Below are 900 nucleotides of genomic sequence, written 5' to 3' on the forward strand. Positions count from 1 at the left end.
ACTACATAGGGAACGGTCAGCATGGTGTGCGCCAACAGAAAGCCGAAGAAATTTCCCGTCAGCTGAAGCGGCGCGAAGAACAGATAAAGCGCGATCGCCATGATGATATGAGGAACGATCAGGGGGCTGAGCGCCAAACCGAGAACTAGCGATTTCCCCGGCAGATCGCCCCGGACTAGGGCGACAGCGGCGAGGGTTCCAATGATCGTCGCTGAAATGGTGGTGAAGAGAGCGATCCGCAGGCTGAAGAGAGTCGCCGCGATCCAGTCGGGATCGCTGAAAAATTCTCCGTACCATTTCAGCGTCAACCCGGAGGGCGGGAACTCGATGTAGGGGGCACTGCCGAACGAGATCGGGATGACGATCAGCGTAGGTAGAATCAAAAAGAACAGGATGAGGCAAATAACGGCGGCTGCGGCGAGTTTGCCGAGCACAAGGGGGCGAAAGGGGCGCGTCTGGTTCAAGGTGATCGTCTCAGACATTGGCGAACCCTCTCGACGTAGCTAGGACTCTGCGGAACGTGAAGGTGAGTACCAGGGTGACGACAAGAAGTACCGTCGCCAGTGCGCCCGCAAACGACCAGTTGAGCAAGACCGTCGTCTGCTGTCCGATCAATGTCGCCATCATCAGGGTCTGAGGGCCGCCTACCATTGCCGGCGTAACGTAGAAACCGAGGGCAAGGATGAAGGTCATCAGCGTGCCGGCGAAGACGCCGGGCAGACTGAGCGGCAAGGTCACCTTGAAAAAGGTGGTGAAGACGCCGGCGCCGAGATTCGCGGCGGCCTGGGTCAGTTCCTTTGGAATGGTCCGTAGGGCGCCGTAGATTGGCAGGACCATGAACGGCAGCATCACATGTATCATGGCGACGATCACCGCGCTTTCGGTATAGATCATCCTGAG

At 58.1% G+C, this 900-nt stretch carries 2 protein-coding genes; both read right to left on the reverse strand.

The window, feature by feature from the left end; genetic code table 11:
- The coding region (locus AC0L3O_RS35385) for an ABC transporter permease (RefSeq protein WP_473618149.1) at window positions 1-482 on the reverse strand (482 nt) is incomplete at its 3' end.
- Window positions 475-900, reverse strand: a 426-nt coding sequence (locus tag AC0L3O_RS35390) for an ABC transporter permease (RefSeq protein ID WP_473618150.1), incomplete at its 5' end; no start/stop codon positions are given. The genes AC0L3O_RS35385 and AC0L3O_RS35390, both read right to left, overlap by 8 nt.

It is taken from the genome of Mesorhizobium sp. WSM4810 (assembly GCF_055811235.1).